The sequence below is a fragment of the Alteromonas sp. MMG017 genome (genome assembly GCF_018100795.1).
In the GTDB taxonomy this organism is placed as follows: Bacteria; Pseudomonadota; Gammaproteobacteria; order Enterobacterales; family Alteromonadaceae; genus Alteromonas.
Genome location: NZ_JAGJDY010000004.1, coordinates 208178 through 223977 on the forward strand (window position 1 = coordinate 208178; position 15800 = coordinate 223977).

Here is a 15800-nt window from a genome sequence, read left to right on the forward strand (position 1 = left end):
ATTTCATTTTGATACATTATAACATAACACAAAATAAGATTAAAATTATAACTTAGTATCGGGGTTAGGAATGATTAGGGTTACCAAGGTAGCAGCATTAATAAGCGCATTGTTATCAACAAGCGCTTTAGCACAGAATATAGAAGGCACTGTGCTAAATAAAAATGGCAATGCCGTAGTAGGTGCCAAGGTTGAAGTAGAGGGAACAAACCAAAGCACGGTGACCAACAGCGAAGGTAAATTCTCGCTACGTGATGTTAGCAACGGCAACGCCGAGTTGCATATTTCGGCACCCAACTTTGCTCACCTTCATCAAGATATTACGCTGGTAGAAGGCAAGCCGCTGCAACTCTCATTTACGCTAAATCGTTCTCCAATTGAAGTGGTTGACGTACTTGCTACGCCTATTCATTTGTCAGTGATGGAATCTGCATCACCGGTGAGTGTATTAGCGGGTGAGACTCTTCGCCGCCAGCAAACATCTACTTTAGGCGATAGTTTAGAAAAAGTAGCCGGTGTACACACTAGCTTCCACGCTAAAGTAGCCAGCACACCTGTTATCCGTGGGTTAAGTGGCCCAAGAGTACTTATTGCGCAAAATGGTTTAGATGTGAGCGACGTTTCACGAGTAGGCCCCGATCATTCAGTAGCATCAGAGGCTTCAACGGCGCAGCAAATCGAAGTGCTACGTGGTCCTGCAACCTTGTTTTACGGTAGTGGCGCAGTTGGCGGTGTTGTGAATGTAGTAGATGGTCGCATTCCTACCGATAGTACAACGCGAGGCGAATGGTTACTTGAAACCAACTCGGTTGATGATCAACAGCTTGGCTCTTTCAATGTAACCACGGGGAATGAGTCTTTCGCCTTTTATGCCGATGGGTATTGGCGCGAATCTAACGACTACGATGTTCCTGTTTCACCTGAAGTAGAGCACGACGATCATGACGAAGATGAAGATGAACATGATGAAGAGCAGGCGCGAGTAGTAGAGAACAGCAACGAAGCGTCGAGTGGATTTACCGTTGGCACCAGTTATTTGTTCGATAAAGGCTATGTAGGGCTTTCAGTTGAACAATTTAATCGTGAATACGGTATTCCTGGCCATACCCACGGCGAAGAAGAGCATGATGACGACCACGACGAAGAATTTGATGAAGAGCATCACGAGGAAGAATCCGTTTTTGCCGACCTGGAGCAAACCCGTGTTCAACTTCAAGGTGAATACAATGTAGCAGGGAGTTGGGTAAAACAAATTCAGTTACGCGGTGGATTTACCGACTATGAACACGCTGAAATTGAAGAAGGTGAAGCGGGTACCTTGTTTGAAAATGAAACCCATGAATTAAAACTCGATGTTTTACACGCGCCAATGAATGACTGGAACGGCGCGGTAAGCTTTCATTACAAAAATAGCGATGCATCAGCCCAAGGTGAAGAAGCGTTTACTCCCCCTTCGGTTACTGAAACCTTTGCGATGGCTATCATGGAAGAAAAGCGCTTTGATGATGTACTTGTTCAACTCGGAGCACGTATAGAACATGTATCGCTAGAAGCTGATAACGTTTTGTTGCCCTCTTTGGACACACATGATCATGAGGAAGAGCATGATGGCCATGAAGACGATGTTCATGACGACGAGCATGATGAAGATGCCCACGATGACGAGCATGAAGACACCCTAGTATTCCCTATCGATGAATCCTTTACTGCATTAAGCATCTCGGCAGGTTTGGTATGGGACTTTGCACCAGGCTACAACGTAGGTATCTCAGTATCTCGTTCAGAGCGTGCGCCATCAGCCTCTGAGCTACTTTCATTTGGCCCACATATTGGCACCAGTACTTATGAAGTGGGGGCTTTATTCGCCTTTCATGAAGAGGAAGGCGAAGCGCATATAGAGCTTGGTGAAGGCAGTATTGAACTTGAAACTGCTAATAATATCGACCTTACCTTACGTAAAACCGAAGGTAACTTAGGGTTTGTATTAAATGCGTTTTATAACCAAATCGACAACTATTACTACCAAACCAATACCGGCCTTTTCGCTGAAAGCGGACATGACCACAGTGAAGAAGAAGGTGGCGAAGAAGAAGGTGGTGATGAGCACGACGAACACACTGATGAACTGCCCGTTTATATTTTCAAAACTGACGATGTAATATTGCATGGTTTTGAAGCACAAGTTGCTTGGCAAACCACAGATGAATTCAAAACCACGGTATTTGCCGACTACGTAAGAGCACGTTTACAAGATGGCGGCGATTTGCCTCGCACTCCACCGCTTCGAGTTGGTACGCAGTTTAGCTACCAGAGCGAACGATTAAGTGCCCACCTCGATATTACACGTTATGAAGAGCAAGACCGTGTTAGTGAAGGTGAAACAGCTACCGATGGCTATACCCTAGTAGATGCCAGTGTGTCTTACGATTTAAATGTGCTTAACCAAGATATTTCAGTGTATGTGAAAGGCACAAACCTGACCGATACCGAAGCCAGAGTACATACTTCATTCCTAAAAGATATTGCGCCACGACCTAGCCGTAGCTTTGCACTTGGTGTGAGGGGTTACTTCTAAAAGAAGTCGATTAATATAGCTGTGAAAGCAGCTCTTAAAATTCAACGTTTAGAATGGCAGTGTAAACACTGCCATTCTTGTTTTTGCTAATGTGTTTAATCGCTTTTCTTCTACACGCTAGTTACTTTCGCTCTCGTTGAAAATGACGCTCTTTCCCTTCATTAACTTGTTTTACGTCTGCACAATATTCTGAAATTGGCCGGATCAAAAGCCGAGGTATGCCAATAGGCTCACCAGTCTCTTTGCAATAGCCAAAATCACCTTCGGTAATGCGCCTAAGTGATTTATCAATTTTAAGTATTAGCTTTCTTTCTCTATCAAGAATACGTAAGCCAATGCGTGAATCTTCTTCATATTGCGCCCTATCCACATCATCGTTTATCTCCGGTGGGTCGCTCAATTGCACCTTCATTTCTTCTATGTGCAACATCGTCTTTTTCTTTAATTCGGTGAGTAACGCTTTGAAAAACGCCAATTGAGCATCACTCATATAATCGTCGGCCGGTGCATCTAGAAGCTGCTGCTTATCGAGTATCTGATTCATGACAAGCTTTCCTTTGCCTGCGTAAGCCAACGCAGCGTGTTTTCATAATGATTTTTGCCGTAACAGTTTAAAAACTGTCGTGTGTACTCGTTTTTTACATCGCTCATGGCAGCGATACGCTCATCGACAAAAGTTGCGGTTAGGGGAATACCACACTCTTCTATGATGCAATGTTTCCATTGCTCGTAACTTGATGGAATGATTGGCGTTTTCATTCAATTACCTTCTTAATATTAAACCAAAAATATGATTTCAAAGGTTATGTACAACAAAACCATACTATTATAAATCCACATACAGATATGTTATAACATCACACAAATAAGATATGCAAATTAGCTTGCGTACTTAATGTGTTAGTACTTAGTTTCTTAGCACGCGTATTTAGGAACTTACCCCATTCCTAACTACACGCATGAATGCTATAGCGTTCGATTTACCTAAATAAAATGCAGACAGACACAAGTCGGAAATATCGGCTATTCTGTCGTACAAAGAGCACTATACCCATACGGCAAGGTATAGTGATGCACGTGACATCTATTAAATGAATAACAACGAAAAGAAAACACGATGAACTCAATAAATTCAACAATCAAAAGCAAGGCTATATGGTTTGTTTTAGTGGCATTGTTCTCTATTACCGCTAAAGCAGCAGATGAAACACATGAACGTACTATCGACATCGATAGCCATGTAGTGACCGAACATGAAACCAAAATATTAGGTAAGCGTGTGAAATACAGCGCCACAACGGGCACGCAACCGGTGTGGAATAACAAAGATGACGCTGTCGCTACGTTGTTTTACACCTATTACCAGCGCACCGATATAAAAGATGACGGGTCTCGCCCGCTTGTAATCTCTTTCAATGGCGGTCCTGGTTCAGCATCAGTATGGATGCACGTGGCGTATACGGGCCCTCGAATTTTAAACATTGATGATGAAGGCTACCCCGTGCAGCCTTATGGCGTGCAAACCAACCCGTATTCAATATTAGATGTGGCGGACATCGTATTCATAAACCCCGTCAATACCGGGTACAGCCGCGTATTAGAGAATGAAAAAGGTGAAATGCCTTCAAAGGACGCTCAGAAGAATATGTTTTTTGGCGTGAACGCCGACGTTAGCTACCTTGCAGATTGGGTAAATACCTTCGTGACTCGCCATAACCGCTGGCGCTCACCGAAATACCTTATAGGTGAAAGCTATGGTACTACTCGGGTATCGGGCTTAGCCCTAGAATTACAAAACCGCCAGTGGATGTATTTAAATGGTGTGATATTGGTATCGCCTACCGATATTGGTATTGAACGCAATGGGCCAGTGAAAGCCGCAAATCGACTACCTTATTTTGCTGCAACCGCGTGGTATCACAACAAGTTAGACCCTGAACTTCAAAATAAAGACTTAACCGAACTGCTTCCTGAAGTAGAAGATTTCACTATCAACACACTTATTCCAGCGCTGGCGAAAGGTGGCTTTATTGGCGCTGAGGAAAAACGAAACGTGCTTGCAAAAATGGCGCGTTATTCAGGGTTATCAGAAGAGGCGATTTCACAAAACAACCTTGATGTAAGCACCACTTATTTTTGGAAATCGTTACTTCGTGAGGAAGGTAAAACGCTAGGCCGATTAGATAGCCGCTATTTAGGTATAGATGCCAAGCAAGCGGGTGACAGACCCGATTACTGGGCCGAACTAACGTCGTGGCTACACTCGTTTACACCCGCAATTAACTACTACTTGCGAGAAGAGTTAAATTACAAAACCGACACCAAATATAATATGTTCGGCGATGTTCACCCGTGGGACAGAAGTGGCAATAAATCTGGCGAAAACCTGCGTCTTGCCATGGCACAAAACCCCTATTTAAATGTAATGATTCAAGCAGGTTACTACGATGGCGCCACCAACTATTTTGATGCCAAGTATACCATGTGGCAGCTTGATCAAAGCGGCATTATGCAAGACCGTTTAAGCTTTAAAGGCTATAGAAGCGGGCATATGATGTACTTACGACGAGACGACTTAAAGCAGTCTAACCAAGACTTACGTGAGTTTATCAAAAGCAGCACACCTAAAAAGGGTGAGCCCGCGATGTATCGCCGCTAAAAGACGAAAAGAAGAATATGGGGTCAGTGTACTTTTAGCTTTAATTAACACTGACCCTATTTACACTCTGCTTCTATTCGCGTTTGGGCCTATTCACATTTGGGGCCTATCAAGGTGCTAAGCCCATCAATGGTCGGCAAATGTGCTATTCTGCGCGCCTAGATTCAGTTCAAGCACAACATTCTGTTAAAAGGACAAACCTTCCGATGGTTCCATGGGTTAAATTGGGCACAGCTAAAATTCCAAATAATGGTGGGGAACTAACGTTCTCTCAGCGAGATGAAGAGTTCAGTATTCGCCTTTCCGGTATTCGTGGCGAGTTGATGAATAGCCGTGTGTACAACTCAGAAAAAGAGCTGTCTCAGATGGGCTGTGAGCACCTTAAATCCACACCTAACGCACATGTTTTAGTAGGCGGTTTAGGCATGGGATACACCCTTGCAGCGGCGTTAAAAGAAGTCACTGCTAGTTCGCAGGTCACGGTAGCTGAACTCATTCCTGAGGTTGTGGAATGGAATAAAGGCCCGCTAGGTAATTGCGCTAAAAATCCACTTCAAGACCCTAGAACGAACGTGAAAGTAGGTGATGTAAAACACCTTTTAAATACTAAAACGCCAACCTACGACGCCATACTACTTGATGTAGACAATGGCCCTGAAGGCTTAACCCATTCTGACAATAATTGGATTTATTCAATTGACGGTTTAGAAGATATCTACGAGGTGCTTAAGCCCAATGGCATGTTAGCCATTTGGTCTGCGGGGCCCGATTACTTGTTTTCCGTACGCTTGAAAAATGCAGGCTACGTAGTAAGTACTCGTATTGCCAGGGCACGCAAGGGTAAAGGAAGTAAGCACACCATTTTCTTGGCTAAAAAGCCCGGGTAACTCATCCTTTTAGTTAGCGCCTTTAACTAACTCTGACCCCACTATTTTTCTGGCCCATTATTTTTGATTTTATTCATTTGAATCAATAAGCCACCGCGGGTAATTACGCTGGCCCCATTCAGTAGAATAAGGGGCCAGGCGACGGTAAACGGCATAGTAAACGCGAACGCGAGTGTAGTGACGTCTTTAATTAGAATACTGCGGAATAAAGCTGGTGATAGCGCGCCAATCACCCGGCTACGCCTTAGCACCATTATTTGGTGTAACGTGCCTTGAACAAGTAGCACGGTTACTACCAGCATCAAGCTGTTTGCCCCAATCTTGGCAAGGTTAGGGTAAGGCCGAAAACCTATAGAACCTAGCCCTATCACCAAAGCACCGGCGCACAAGCTAACGGCAAAACTCGTTGATATTGACCGCCTGTCTCGCCAAATTTGATAAAGGATGGCCAATATCAGAAGCAGCGCACCGAAACGAGTCCACACTAAATAATGACTAAGCGGCTCTATCGCAATACCGAAAATAAAATTGGCATAAAACGCAAAAAAGCTTGAGGTAAACTGGTTTACCGACAAGCTTTGAGTAGCGCTCTGATGACTTTTGCGAAGCGCCTCTATATTAGCGATTTGCTTCGCAAGCCCATACCAGGTCAGCAAAAAAGCGACTGCGCTCAGGGTACCTAAAATGTGGTACAACAAAAGAGATTCCTCAGCCGCTTTACCTAAACCCTACTCTACCGTAACCGACTTCGCTAAGTTACGAGGCTGATCCACATCCGTACCTTTAATTAATGCTACATAGTAAGACAACAACTGTAACGGCAAGGTATAGATGATTGGGGCAATAGGTGCTTCGCAGTGCGGTACATTGATTACGCGCATGGTATCGTCACCTTTAAACGCAGCGTCTTTATCGGCGAACACATACATAATGCCGCCACGAGCGCGTACTTCTTCCACATTCGATTTAAGCTTTTCTAGCAGCTCGTTATTAGGCGCAACCACAATAACCGGCATTTCATCATCGATAAGTGCCAGTGGGCCGTGCTTTAATTCGCCTGAAGCATAGGCTTCTGCGTGAATGTAAGAAATTTCTTTTAGCTTAAGCGCCCCTTCCATAGCAATAGGATATTGGTCACCACGGCCTAAAAACAGGCTGTGCTGTTTATCGGCAAATTCTTCGGCTAAATCTTCAATACCTTGTGTGATGGTAAGGGTTTCTTCTAATTTAGCTGGCAAGCTTTGAAGGGCACTAATGATGTCTTTACTATCACTTTCAGCCATACCGTTTTTCTCACCTAACGCTAGGGTAAGCATTAAGAATGCAGCTAGCTGCGTTGTAAATGCTTTGGTAGATGCAACACCAATTTCTGCGCCAGCCCGTGTCATAAACGCTAAATCTGATTCGCGCACTAGCGATGAGCCTGGTACGTTACAAATAGCTAAACTTGCGCTATACCCAATTTCTTTGGCTAAACGTAGTGCGGCTAAGGTATCAGCGGTTTCGCCCGACTGTGAAATAGTAATAAGTAAGCTATTCGGGTGCACTACCGATTTGCGGTAACGGAACTCTGAAGCAATTTCGATATTGCACGACACATTGGCGTATTGCTCTAACCAATAGCGGGCGGTCATACCTGAATGATAACTGGTACCACAGGCAACAATTTGAACGTGTTTGATTTTACTGAAAATATCATCGGCACCGTTTCCAAAAACATCTGCCGCTAATCCATTTTCGGTTAGTCTGTCTTTTAGTGTATTACGCACTACCACCGGCTGCTCGTGAATCTCTTTTAGCATGTAGTGACGATAAGCGCCTTTGTCGCCAGCGTCGTGTTCAACGTTCGACTCTATAATTTCACGTTCAACGGCATTGCCGTCTTTGTCATAAATAGCAATGGTGCGGCGAGTAATATCGGCAACATCGCCCTCTTCCAAAAAGATGAAGCGGCGTGTTACAGGTAACAATGCCATTTGGTCTGATGCGACAAAATTCTCGCCTAAACCTAAACCAATCACTAGCGGGCTACCAGAGCGCGCTACTACCATACGGCCAGCATCTTCTTTATCAATAACAACCGTGCCGTATGCACCATGAAAGGTTTTAACCGACGTTTGAACTGCTTCTAATAAGTCTTTACCAGCATCCAGCGCTTCGTGAACCGTGTGGGCAATGGTTTCGGTATCGGTATCGCTACTGAATACATAACCTTTTGCTGAAAGCTGTTCACGTAGGGCTTGGTAGTTTTCAATAATGCCGTTGTGCACTACGGCAACGCGATCGCTTGAAAAATGTGGGTGGGCATTGGCCACCGTCACGCCGCCGTGGGTAGCCCAACGGGTATGTGCAATACCGGTAGTACCTAGCGCTTCATCGTTGGCAATAATATCTACCAACTCTTGTACCTTACCGGTACTTCTTATGCGATTTAGTGTGCCGTCTTGTTGCAACAAAGCTACGCCTGAAGAGTCGTAACCACGATACTCAAGTCGTTTTAAGCCTTCTAATAGAATTTCAACAACATTACGCTCACCAACAGCACCGACAATTCCACACATAATTACTCTCCGTTTTGCGCAGCGACCAGCACCGTTACGCCTTGTTGTTCAATTAGATATTTATCCTCGTCACTGATGCCATTATCAGTCACAAGAGTAGAGATATTTTCCCAGCCCAATTCTAAATTGGGCATTTTGTTCGACAGCTTATTCGACGTTGCCATTACAACAACTTCATGAGCGGCACGTGCCATGGCGCGAGTAAGCCCTGTTAATTCATTAAAGGTAGTGGTTCCGCGATTCACATCAATACCCGCCGCACCAATAAACGCCATATCAAAACTATAAGCCGATACCAATTGTTCGGCCATTGCACCTTGGAATGAACGAGATGCGGGATCCCAGGTGCCACCTGTCATCAAAATAGTGGGTTCGTTATTACTTTTGGTCAGCTGACTCGCTGCATCTAATGCATTCGTCATCACTACCAAGTTGGGTATATCACGAAGGCAGGGTAAAAGCGCCGCGATGGTACTGCCGCAATCCAACACTATTTTTGACCCTTGCTGAATGCGACTAGCAGCAAGCTTACCTATATTCTGTTTTATTGATGAAGGTAAGTTCACTACATTGGTTTCGCCTTGAGAAGCAGATAGGGGTGCGGCACCGCCAAATTGGCGAATAAGCTTTTTTTGGTCTGCCAAGGCGGCTAGATCTTTTCGAATAGTCACTTCAGATGTGCTGAACTGGGCCGCGAGCAATTCAACTTGCGCGTAGCCGTGCGTGTTTACCCATTTAATAATGCCAGCGCGGCGCTGATCTACAGAACGACTCGTTTTCAAACTCAATCCAACCCTGATATGAAGGAAACTACAGTGCCTTCTCTAAACCATTTCTACACTATTCGTAAATCATAACTTTCAAAACGAAAGTTATAATTTACGAAGTGAAAGAAATGTAAGCTATTCGCGGCTATTTCGCAAGTTTTTCGTACAATTTTTACTAGTAAGCTATCAACATATAAACCGGCTGGCACAAAAAAGGACAACCTTGGTTGCCCTTTCATTTACCACTAAACCGCGCTAAAGCTATTACATGCTGGTTATTTTTTTGTCGGGCGAGGCCAGTTCGCAATATTACGCTGCTTTCCTCGCGCTACAGCAAGTGCCGCACTTTCTACTTCGGTGGTAATGACTGAGCCAGCACCTACCGTAGCATTATCACCAATGATCACAGGGGCCACTAATGAAGAGTTCGAACCCACGAAGGCATTTTGACCTATTACGGTTTTAGATTTATTCACGCCGTCATAGTTACAAGTAATTGTGCCCGCACCAATATTGGCATTAGCACCCACTTCAGCATCACCGAGGTAAGTAAGGTGATTAACCTTAGCACCTTCGCCTAGCACGGTTTTCTTCATTTCTACGAAGTTACCCACTTTAGATTTTGCATGCATAACCGCGCCAGGGCGCAAGCGACCAAATGGCCCTACCGTGCAGCTTTCACCTACTATGGCTTCTTCTATAATAGAGTTTGCTTCAATAACCGCGTTGTCGGCAATTTCACAATTTTTCAAAACGCAGTTTGGCCCAATAGTTACGTTATTACCTAAAATAACGTTACCTTCTACCACTGCATTAATATCAATGGTGACATCTTGCCCCGTGGTTAATGTGCCTCTTAGGTCAAAACGCTGAGGGTCGGCCAGTGCCACACCATTGGTCATTAGTTCGTTTGCTTGGCGAAGCTGAAGTGCGCGTTCTAGATGCGCCAATTGAATGCGGTTATTTACCCCTTCAACCTCAACCACCTCTTGTGGTTGTGCCGATTGAATACGCTTACCTTCTTTAGCAGCCATTTCAATCACGTCAGTAAGATAATACTCACCTTGTGCATTGCTATTACTTAGCGCACCCAACCAACGTTTTAAATCGCTTCCGGACATCATCATCATGCCCGTATTGATTTCACAAATTTGCTTTTGTGCATCGGTAGCATCTTTGTGTTCAACAATGGCGGTGATGTTGTCGTCTTTACGAATAATTCGGCCCATTCCTGTAGGGTCGTCTAATTCAACGGTAAGCAGGGCTAAATCACACTCGGCTTTTACCGCTTTTAGTTTCGCCAAGGTTTCTTCGCGAATAAGGGGAGCATCGCCAACTAATACAAGTACATCTTCATCATCGTTAATGTGCGGCGCGGCTTGCTGCACCGCATGACCCGTGCCTAACTGTTCTTCTTGCAAACACCAATTTAAGTTTTCGCCAGTTATTGTGGCCTTTAGCTTGTCGCCTCCATGACCATAAACTAAATGAATACTATCAGCCTCTAAGGCTTGAACGGTGTTGATAATACGCTGCACCATGGGCACTCCGCCCACTTTATGAAGTACTTTTGGTAACGAAGACTTCATGCGCGTGCCTTTGCCTGCGGCTAAAACTACCACTGAAAATGCCATGCTATTCCTTTACGAAAATCGATAATACGAACTTTTGCCTAGTGTATCTAAGGCGTGATTATATGTCAGCGATTGATTTTTGAAGGCTCATTCTTAAGTCTAGATCTGAGTTGAACAGCCTAGTAGTTCATTAAATCAACGGGTATACTTTACTTTTCAACTGAATTGGATTGTAGCAGCAAAGGAGCTTGCGTAGTCAGTGAATACTTTTCGAACACTTCACCGAAGTATATTGGTGCTGTTTGCCGTCGTGGTTTTAGCGATTGTTACCCTAGTGCATTTTAGTATTTCTAAAATTGTGGCGGAGCAAAGCAGAGCACAGCAACAGTCATTGTCGCCAGCGGTGTCTCTTATTGTCGAGCAGTTATTAAAGCCTCTTCACACGTCTGAAGCGTTAGGCCATTCCACTGAATTAGTTACCTTGATGGAAGGCGACGAGGTTGACGAAGCCGCGATATTTAACACCCTAAACCGACTTGAAAGAGAATTCGGTTTATCTTTCTTTATTGCCAGCGAAAATGTCAAACGCCAATTTAATTCTGATGGCACTACCATCGATTTAATTGAAGGCGAAGTCAGTTGGTATTTTAAGTACCGTGACGGCCCTGACGATGCAGTGGCAGATATTGGTAAATGGGAAGATACCCATTTTTATATCGACCTGAAGGTTTTTGATGACGATGGCCGATTTTTAGGCTTCTTCGGCGTAGGAAAAAGCTTACGCAGCTTCATCAATGTCTTTGATTCTTACAAAGAACAATACGGCTACGACTTTCTTTTTGTCGATGAAAAGGGAGATATCATGCTGTCTTCCGATCCTGCTCTTGTGGCCTCGTATTCTGATTTCACCAACCTTTCAGAGCTACCTTGGTATGCCAGTCTCCCGATTACGGTTCAAGACGAGCAAGCCCTTAATAACAAGTTGGTGACTATCAATCAAAAAGACTTTTTGATTGCGGAAGTTAAATTAAACCAATTTGGATGGACAGTCTTTTTACTTAGCCCACTAGAAGACAGGCAAACCGAAATATCACAAGCTTTCATCTTTAGTGTAGTGACGCTGCTAGTGGTTGTTTTCTCTCTCTTTTTGCTTATTTACAACTTACTTTATTATTTCAGACGAGACATGCAGCCCGATTTAATTGTGCGTCATGCTAATCGTTTGCCCGACCGCACTAACCTAGAACTTATCTATCAATCATTATTAAAAGAACAGCGCTCTATTAGCGTGATTTTAATCAGCGTAGACGACTTTGGGCATATTATTGATGCCCATGGCCGAAATGCAGGTGATGACGTGTTAGATAAAGTGGTGGCGTATCTTTCTGACCACCTGCGTGAGCAAGATGTGCTTGGTCGCTGGAGCAGTGAAGAGTTTATTATATTGCTGCCTCAAACAGGCCCGCACGAAGCCTTCGATACTGCACAAAATTTGCGTCATGGCATTGCTACATTAACGCCGTTAAGTGAGTCGCCGCAGCTACAATTAACCGCCTCTTTTGGGGTATCGTTTACTGCTACTACTCGTAGCATGAATGAAGTTACCGCCCATGCGGAAGATGCGCTGTATCAGGCGAAAAGAGATGGGCACAATTTAGTGCGTATGCAGCTTATTGAATAAATAAGCTGCGGAGCTTTAATTTTTTCTATTTGAAATTTAACGAATAGATTTCAATATATAACGCTTAGCATCACCACCGTATCAGCCGCTTTTAGCTAAACGGTGGGCGGTGATGCTAACGTCCTTTCGAACCGAGCAAGCAAACTTCTTACGCCGTTTTGGCTGCCCGGCTACGCTTTATCATACCTATCACACCGGTAGTGAGTGCCACACCTGTCAATATCATTACCCCACCAACAATGGTTTGTAACGACAAGTGTTCTTGCAAAAACAATACGCCCCAAATAATACCAAATAATGGCACCATGTAGGCCACCGATATCGCTTTTGCTGGGCCCACATTCGCAATTAGTTTGAAATACAAAATGTAAGCAATAGCAGTACCTAAAATGGCGAGCGCCACTGCATTTAACCATGCGTTAGTACTCGGCATAGTGGCTGGTAATGTACTTAACGCGAAAGGCGCTAACATAATAGATGCCATTGCTTGGCTTCCAGTAGCCACCACTAAAGGTCGCACGCCTTGCAGCCACCGTTTCATCATGCTGGCCGCAATGCCGTAGCAGGTAGTAGCAAGTAAAGCGGTTAGAATAGGCACAAAGCTAATATCACCTTCCCCTAGCTTTTGCTGGCTAATAACCGTTACCCCTAAAAACCCAAGTGCTAATCCGGCGATAGCTGTGGGAGTAAGTTTGTCACCCAGCCATAGCCACGCCACTAACGCCCCGAACATTGGTGCGGTCGCGTTTAATATGGCATTAACCCCAGCTTCTAAATGCAAACTGCTGTAGTTAAATAAGACGAAGGGCACAGCTGTATTCGCTAGCCCCACTAATGCAATGGGGAACCAATACCTAAAAATTTGGTTCACGCCACCGGTCATCATTAAAATAGGTAATAGCACACAGGTAGCAAGTACGGTACGAATGGCTACCAGTACATAAATACCAAACTCTGGCGCCGCCACCCGCATAAAAATAAATGAGCCGCCCCAAATAGACGCTAATAATAATAGTGCAGCAATATCTCTTAAGCCCATAGTACGCCTTGCGCCCCTTCTAATTTTAATAAATATTGCTTACGTTCAAGCCCACCTGCGTATCCCGTTAGGGTTTTATTGCTTCCAATCACTCGGTGACATGGTACCACTATCGCAATAGGGTTGCGCCCGTTGGCCATACCCACGGCGCGAACCGCTTTAGGATTATTTAGCTTATTGGCAATATCGGCATAACTGGCGGTTTCACCATAAGGGATATCGCATAGCGCCTTCCATACCGCCTGCTGAAACGCAGTGCCTTTGGTATCAAAAGGTAAGTCGAATTGGGTGAGACTACCATTAAAATAAGCCGCTAACTGTGCTTTCGCTGTTTCAGTAAGGTCATTACTGTGAACGCCGCCGTTAACGTCAGCATTAACGCTATCGACAAAAGTAATGGCACTAATTCCTTTGTTAGTAGCGGCTATTTCAATAAGCCCTTGTGGTGACTCAAGGTAGCTTTTGCATACTGTCATGACTTATTCCTACTGATAAATGTATACCCAACAACACGTTAACTATTACTCAACTGCCACAATTGTAGTGTTAAGTAGCTTTGCCATGGCGCAGCCTCTTGCGGCGACACCGGATACTTCTCGGCCATTTTTCTTACAATAAGGTCGCCAGCCAAATACACATCAGGATCACGTTCACCTCGCATCTTAAGGTAATCTACTGTCCATTGACCAACACCTTTGATTGACAATATTTCATCATGAGTAGGCTGGTTACCGTTACAAAATAGCGCCGCAAAATCACGAAGTGCATGCTTACGAGCATTTGGCATGCGCAAAAATGCTAAATCACTGATAGCCACCGCTTCGGGTTCAGGAAAACAATAATGCTGGCTTGGCTCGACAGCCCCCTCAGTGGCAACCGCGCCTAAGTGCTGTGCAAGCAGCCCCGCTTGATTGATTGCCGCTTTTACACTGACCTGTTGGCCTACAATGGCTCTGCATCCACTTTCAAATACGGTCCAGGTACCAGGAAGGCGCAACCCTTTCGTCAGTAGGTTATCAGGCAAGCCCGCTGCTAATAGTGATTTTTCAATTAACTCTGGGGCGGCATGTAAATCGAGCAGCTGCTTTATTTGTTCAACCGTTTTATACACGTAAGCTAAATTTGGCAAACGCATTTTTACATCGAAGCCATTTGCGCTCTCGTTAAAAGTCGCACTGATAAATCCCGACTCCCCGTTAATGCTGATATAACGGCTATAGGTATTATCGAACACCATTTCTACGCCCCGAATAGCCCGCAAGGCAAGAAACTCTCTGACTTGTTGCCAATGGTAAGGTGGCCTGAAGTGCAATCTTAGTGATATTTCAGGCAGTGCAGTATGGCGTTTACTTCGTAATTCGGTAGGCGTTTTTTTGCAATAAGTTTGCACTGCGCGCTGAAGTTGCCTTGTAGAGGCATACCCCGCGCTTAAAGCAATATCAGTAAGCTTCATGGTGGATTGCTGTAGCAACTGCTTTGCGAACAACACTCGTTGCAAATCTTGATATTGTTTAGGAGACAACCCCGTATGCGACACCATGAGTTTATTTAAGTAACGCTCACTGATACCCAATCGGCTTGAAATGGTGGAAATAGACTGCACGGGTATATCGCTTAATAGCGTTAGCGCTCTTGTCACTGTTGTGCCTACACCTAACCATGCAAAAGAAGACGGCGCGCTGTCGGGTCTGCATCGTAAACAGGGACGAAAGCCATCACTCATAGCTTGAGCAGCATGGTTATAGTAGGCCACGTTCTTTTCATCAGGCAATTTGGCTGGGCAAATTGGCCGGCAAAATATACCCGTGGTTTTCACCGCCACAAAAAAGCGGCCATCAAAACGGGCATCTCTACTCACCCTAGCTTTAGCGTAAGTATCGCGGTGCTCATTATCTTCATGCGCTGAATCTTTTATGTCCGTGTTCATACTATGGCTCGGGTTAATGTGCGGGTTTAAACCGTCACTGCGCTATTAAGATTTAATTGTATCCTGTTCCCCTAGTAAGGGTGCGACAAAATCGGAACTGACAGTAAAATATCAGTAGAGTTGATAATCG

The 15800-nt window shown here is 44.6% G+C and carries 13 protein-coding genes; 4 read left to right on the top strand and 9 right to left on the bottom strand.

From position 1 onward, the window contains the following. Positions 1-70 precede the first annotated feature (70 nt). Positions 71-2575 (top strand): TonB-dependent receptor, encoded by a 2505-nt coding sequence (locus tag J8L84_RS07765; protein WP_211070186.1) that lies wholly within the window; start codon positions 71-73, stop codon positions 2573-2575. Between the two features lie 121 nt (positions 2576-2696). Here the strand turns inward: J8L84_RS07765 and J8L84_RS07770 are convergent, their stop codons facing one another. Further along, complete coding sequence (locus J8L84_RS07770; RefSeq protein WP_211070187.1) at positions 2697-3119, bottom strand: TraR/DksA C4-type zinc finger protein; 423 nt, start codon at positions 3117-3119, stop codon at positions 2697-2699. Next, positions 3116-3334, bottom strand: coding sequence for a hypothetical protein (locus J8L84_RS07775; RefSeq protein WP_211070188.1), 219 nt, complete (start codon positions 3332-3334; stop codon positions 3116-3118). The genes J8L84_RS07770 and J8L84_RS07775 overlap by 4 nt, the downstream gene beginning before the upstream one ends. Positions 3335-3692: 358 nt before the next feature. Here J8L84_RS07775 and J8L84_RS07780 point away from each other — a divergent pair, with 358 nt between their 5' ends. Further along, complete coding sequence (locus J8L84_RS07780; RefSeq protein ID WP_211070189.1) at positions 3693-5234, top strand: carboxypeptidase; 1542 nt, start codon at positions 3693-3695, stop codon at positions 5232-5234. 206 nt (positions 5235-5440) lie between these two features. Next, a complete protein-coding gene (locus J8L84_RS07785) occupies positions 5441-6121 on the top strand; it encodes a hypothetical protein (RefSeq protein ID WP_211070190.1) in 681 nt (226 codons plus the stop codon). A gap of 41 nt (positions 6122-6162) precedes the next feature. On the opposite strand, the gene J8L84_RS07790 is transcribed toward J8L84_RS07785, so the two are convergent. The 4 genes from J8L84_RS07790 to glmU form a co-directional block, all read right to left on the bottom strand. Next, positions 6163-6819, bottom strand: coding sequence for a hypothetical protein (locus J8L84_RS07790; RefSeq protein WP_211070191.1), 657 nt, complete (start codon positions 6817-6819; stop codon positions 6163-6165). Between the two features lie 30 nt (positions 6820-6849). Further along, positions 6850-8682 carry a glutamine--fructose-6-phosphate transaminase (isomerizing) gene (gene glmS / locus J8L84_RS07795; RefSeq protein ID WP_211070192.1) on the bottom strand — a complete coding sequence of 611 codons (1833 nt, stop codon included), beginning with the start codon at positions 8680-8682 and terminating at the stop codon, positions 6850-6852. A 2-nt stretch (positions 8683-8684) separates the two neighbouring features. Beyond that, positions 8685-9464 (bottom strand): DeoR family transcriptional regulator, encoded by a 780-nt coding sequence (locus tag J8L84_RS07800; RefSeq protein WP_057796518.1) that lies wholly within the window; start codon positions 9462-9464, stop codon positions 8685-8687. Positions 9465-9724: 260 nt separating this feature from the next. Next, the gene (gene glmU, locus J8L84_RS07805) at positions 9725-11083 is read right to left on the bottom strand and encodes a bifunctional UDP-N-acetylglucosamine diphosphorylase/glucosamine-1-phosphate N-acetyltransferase GlmU (RefSeq protein WP_057795380.1); all 1359 of its coding nucleotides are present in this window, start codon (positions 11081-11083) and stop codon (positions 9725-9727) included. 199 nt (positions 11084-11282) lie between these two features. Between glmU and J8L84_RS07810 the strand changes: the two genes are divergently transcribed. Then, positions 11283-12704 (top strand): sensor domain-containing diguanylate cyclase, encoded by a 1422-nt coding sequence (locus J8L84_RS07810; protein WP_211070193.1) that lies wholly within the window; start codon positions 11283-11285, stop codon positions 12702-12704. A 148-nt stretch (positions 12705-12852) separates the two neighbouring features. Here the strand turns inward: J8L84_RS07810 and J8L84_RS07815 are convergent, their stop codons facing one another. The 3 genes from J8L84_RS07815 to J8L84_RS07825 are packed head-to-tail and all read right to left on the bottom strand — an operon-like array spanning position 12853 to position 15670. Next, the gene (locus J8L84_RS07815; protein WP_211070194.1) at positions 12853-13743 is read right to left on the bottom strand and encodes a DMT family transporter; all 891 of its coding nucleotides are present in this window, start codon (positions 13741-13743) and stop codon (positions 12853-12855) included. Continuing rightward, entirely contained in the window at positions 13734-14219 is a 486-nt protein-coding gene (locus J8L84_RS07820) for a methylated-DNA--[protein]-cysteine S-methyltransferase (protein ID WP_211070195.1), read from the bottom strand. Before J8L84_RS07820 ends, J8L84_RS07815 begins: the two co-directional genes overlap by 10 nt. 38 nt (positions 14220-14257) lie before the next feature. Next, positions 14258-15670 (bottom strand): Ada metal-binding domain-containing protein, encoded by a 1413-nt coding sequence (locus tag J8L84_RS07825; RefSeq protein WP_211070196.1) that lies wholly within the window; start codon positions 15668-15670, stop codon positions 14258-14260. Positions 15671-15800: the final 130 nt, after the last annotated feature.